This is a genomic window from Cognatilysobacter lacus (genome assembly GCF_008274655.1).
GTDB classification, from domain to species: Bacteria; Pseudomonadota; Gammaproteobacteria; order Xanthomonadales; family Xanthomonadaceae; genus Cognatilysobacter; species Cognatilysobacter lacus.
In genome coordinates this window covers 1-3,557 of sequence record NZ_VTRV01000203.1, presented here as the reverse complement: position 1 = coordinate 3,557, position 3,557 = coordinate 1, and the positions used below count along the sequence as shown (strand labels likewise).

Sequence of the window (3,557 nt, the reverse complement as noted above, 5' to 3'; positions counted from 1 at the left end):
CGCAAGCCCTGGCGCGTGGGGCAGCACGCCCACGAGCACCGGGCCGTGTCGGCGAACGGCGGGAGTTTCGGGCATGGCGGCTGACCGGGCGGGCCCCGCAGCGTAAAGTAAGGCCGGGGAAAACGCGTCGGGTCGTGCACATGTCGGCGGTCATCGAAACAGGTCCTGGGGTCGCCGTGCGCATGCTGGCGCTGGTCGCCGGCCCGGCCTCGCGCGTGATCGCCTTGGATCGTGGCCGCCCGGTCACGCGCGCGCTGTTCGAACGCCACGTGCGCGCCGTCGCCGCTTCGCTGCCGCCGGCGCGCCATGCCGTGAACCTCTGCGACGACCGCTATCGCTTCATCGTGGCGCTGTGCGCGGCTGCGCTGCGCGGGCAGGTCACGTTGCTGCCGCCCTCGCGTGCGCCGGCTGTCGTCGACGCCGTGCGTGTCGACCATATGGACGCGATCTGCATCGGGGATACCGACCTCGCGCCCGCGCCGCCCGCGTACTGGCGCCTGCCCGACGTGCTGGACGAGCTCGAAGGCGCGCCGCTCGAGATCGACGGCGATGCGGCGCTGCTGATCGGCTTCACCTCCGGCAGCACCGGCCTGCCCACCGCCAACCGCAAGACGCTGGCGAGCTTCGTCGCCAGCACCACGCAGAACATCTCTGCGATGGCCGGCCTGCTCGACGCCCACGCCACGACGCCGGTGGTCGCCACCGTGCCGCCGCAGCACATGTACGGCATGGAGACGTCGGTGATGTTGCCGCTGCTCGGCGACGTTGCCGTGCACGCCGCGCGCCCGTTCTTCCCGCAGGACGTTGCGCGCGCGGTTGCCGAATGTCCGCGCCGCGCGTTGCTGGTGACCACGCCGGTGCATCTGCGCGCGCTCGTGCAGTCGCAGGGCGACGACGCGTCCTTCGCGATGCCGCCACTCGCCGGCATCGTGTCCGCCACCGCGCCGCTGCCGCAGGAGCTGGCGCAGGCCGCCGAGGCCGCGTTCGGCTGCGAAGTGCGCGAGATGTTCGGCTCCACGGAGACGTGCATCTTCGCGCGCCGCCGCACCGCGATCGACGAGGCATGGACGCTGCTGCCCGGCGTGCGCCTGTCGCCGCAACCGGACGGCACGCTGGTCGAAGCCCGCCACCTCGCAGCGCCGGTCGCGCTCGCCGACCTGGTCGAGCTGCTGCACGACGGACGCTTCCGCCTCTGCGGACGCAATGCCGACCTGCTGGAGATCGCCGGCAAGCGCGCATCGCTCGGCGACCTCACGCGCAAGCTGCTTGCGGTGCCGGGCGTCGTCGACGGCGTCGTCGTCCAACTGGATGCGGGAACGAATGGCGTGCGTCGGATCGCTGCGCTCGCGGTGGCACCGACGTTGTCGCCCAACGACATCCTCCACGCACTGCGCGTACAGATGGATCCGGTGTTCCTGCCGCGTCGCCTGCGGTGCGTTCCGGCATTGCCGCGCAACGAAACCGGCAAGCTCCCGCGCGCCGAGGTGCTGTCACTGTTGCAGGGATGATTCCCCTGCTCGCGCTTCACAATTCGCCCACGACCGCCGGATGAACGGCGACGGGAAGCGGCTGTATTCACACACGGCCGTCACGACCGGCTTTCCAGACTGAGCCCGCCCCCAAACACATGGGTGCCGAATTCACCCTCTGACTGGAAAGGAGAAACACCATGGGCTTCATCATTTGGCTGATCGTTGGCGGAATCATCGGCTGGATCGCCAGCATGATCATGAAGACGGATGCCCAGCAGGGCGCGCTCATGAACATCGTCGTCGGCATCGTCGGCGCGTTCCTCGGTGGCTGGCTGGGCGGCATGTTCCTCGGCAGCCGCGGCACCATCAACAGCGGTGACTTCTCGCTGCCGGGCCTGCTGATGTCGCTGCTCGGCGCCGTCGTCCTGCTGGCGATCGTCAACATGTTCCGTCGTGGTCGCGCACGCTAATAGCGTTACGCCGCTTCGATGAAAAAGGCCCGGGAAACCGGGCCTTTTTCTTTGGGAAAACGCGAGACGGCCCTCAGCCCGCGAGCTGTACCCACGCCGGCGCATGGTCGCTCGGCCGCTCCCAGGTGCGCGGCTCCTTGTCGATGCCGGCCGCCACGCATTCCGCGCGCAACATGTCGGACACCAGCGTCAGGTCGATGCGCAGGCCGAGGTCGCGGCGCAATGCGAACTGCCGGTAATCCCACCAGCTGAAGGCCCGTTCCGCAGGGTTGAGTGCGCGGAATGCGTCGTGCAGCCCCTGCGCCAACAGGCCATCGAGTGCGTCACGCTCGGGGCGCGAGGTCAGGATGTGGTCGTCGTTCCACTGCGCGGGGTCGTGCACGTCCAGGTCCCGCGGCGCGATATTGAAGTCGCCGAGCAGCACCAGCCGCGGGTAGCGCCGCATTTCCTCGCGCAGCCACGCATGCAGCGCCTCGAGCCAGCGCAGCTTGTACGCGTATTTCTCGCTGCCCACCGACTGCCCGTTGACCACGTAGACGTCGACGATGCGCACGCCGTTGACCGTCGCGGCCAGCACGCGTTTCTGCGCGTCTTCGAACCCGGGAATGCCGGCCTGCACGTCGTCGAGCACGCCACCGCCGGGTGCATCCATGCGCGTCAGGATCGCGACGCCGTTGTAGGTCTTCTGCCCGGAGAAAACGCTCCGGTACCCGGCCGCGGCGATCGCGGTGTCCGGGAAGCGCGTGTCCTCCAGCTTGGTCTCCTGCAGCGCGACCACGTCCGGCTTCGCGCTCGCCAGCCAGGTTTCCAGGTGCGGCAGCCGCACGTTCAGCGAATTGACGTTCCAGCTGGCGATCTTCATGACGCGAGTCTAGCCGCACGCGCGCGCCGGGCTGGCATCATCGCGGGCCCTGCCCGTGCAACGGTTCCGAGACGATGAAGAAGATCGACCTGCGCAGCGACACCGTCACCCGCCCGGGCACCGCGATGCGCGAGGCCATGCTGGCGGCGGAGGTCGGCGACGACGTCTACGGCGAAGACCCCACCGTCAATGCGTTGCAGGCACGCGTGGCTGCGGACCTCGGCTTCGAGGCCGGCCTGTTCACGCCGAGCGGAACCCAGGCCAACCTCGTCGGGCTCATGGCGCATTGCGCGCGCGGCGACGAATACATCGTCGGCATGGACGCGCATACCTACAAGTTCGAAGGCGGCGGCGCCGCGGTGCTGGGCTCGATCCAGCCGCAGCCGATCGTGCAGGCGGCCGACGGGACGCTGCCGCTCGACGTCGTGGAGCGCGCGATCAAGCCGGTCGACCCGCACTTCGCACGCACGAGACTCCTCGCGCTGGAGAACACGTGGCACGGCCGCGTGTTGCCGATGGCGTACCTGCGCGACGCGCGCGAGTTCTGCGACCACCACGGCCTGCTCCTGCATCTCGACGGCGCCCGCATGTACAACGCGGCGGTCGCGCTCGACGTGGCGCCGCGCGAGATCGCAAGGCATTTCGACAGCGTGTCGGTCTGCCTGTCCAAGGGCCTGGGCGCGCCGGTGGGCTCGGTGCTGGTGGGGTCCGCCGGCTTCATCGCGGCCGCCAGGCGTTGGCGCAAGGTCTGCG

Annotated in this window: 4 protein-coding genes; 3 read left to right on the top strand and 1 reads right to left on the bottom strand. The window is 69.5% G+C overall.

Annotation, left to right across the window (positions count from 1 at the left end; genetic code table 11):
• Positions 1 to 140 precede the first annotated feature (140 nt).
• The gene (locus FW784_RS13080) at positions 141 to 1,508 is read left to right on the top strand and encodes an AMP-binding protein (protein WP_328592733.1); all 1,368 of its coding nucleotides are present in this window, start codon (positions 141 to 143) and stop codon (positions 1,506 to 1,508) included.
• A 161-nt stretch (positions 1,509 to 1,669) separates the two neighbouring features.
• Positions 1,670 to 1,942: a GlsB/YeaQ/YmgE family stress response membrane protein gene (locus tag FW784_RS13075; RefSeq protein WP_149353768.1), complete on the top strand. Its 273-nt coding sequence runs from the start codon at positions 1,670 to 1,672 to the stop codon at positions 1,940 to 1,942.
• Positions 1,943 to 2,015: 73 nt separating this feature from the next.
• On the opposite strand, the gene xth is transcribed toward FW784_RS13075, so the two are convergent.
• The gene (xth, locus tag FW784_RS13070; protein WP_149353767.1) at positions 2,016 to 2,804 is read right to left on the bottom strand and encodes an exodeoxyribonuclease III; all 789 of its coding nucleotides are present in this window, start codon (positions 2,802 to 2,804) and stop codon (positions 2,016 to 2,018) included.
• Positions 2,805 to 2,878: 74 nt separating this feature from the next.
• On the opposite strand from xth, the gene ltaE reads away from it, so the two are divergent.
• A partial coding sequence (ltaE, locus tag FW784_RS13065) for a low-specificity L-threonine aldolase (protein WP_149353766.1) occupies positions 2,879 to 3,557 on the top strand: 679 nt, incomplete at its 3' end.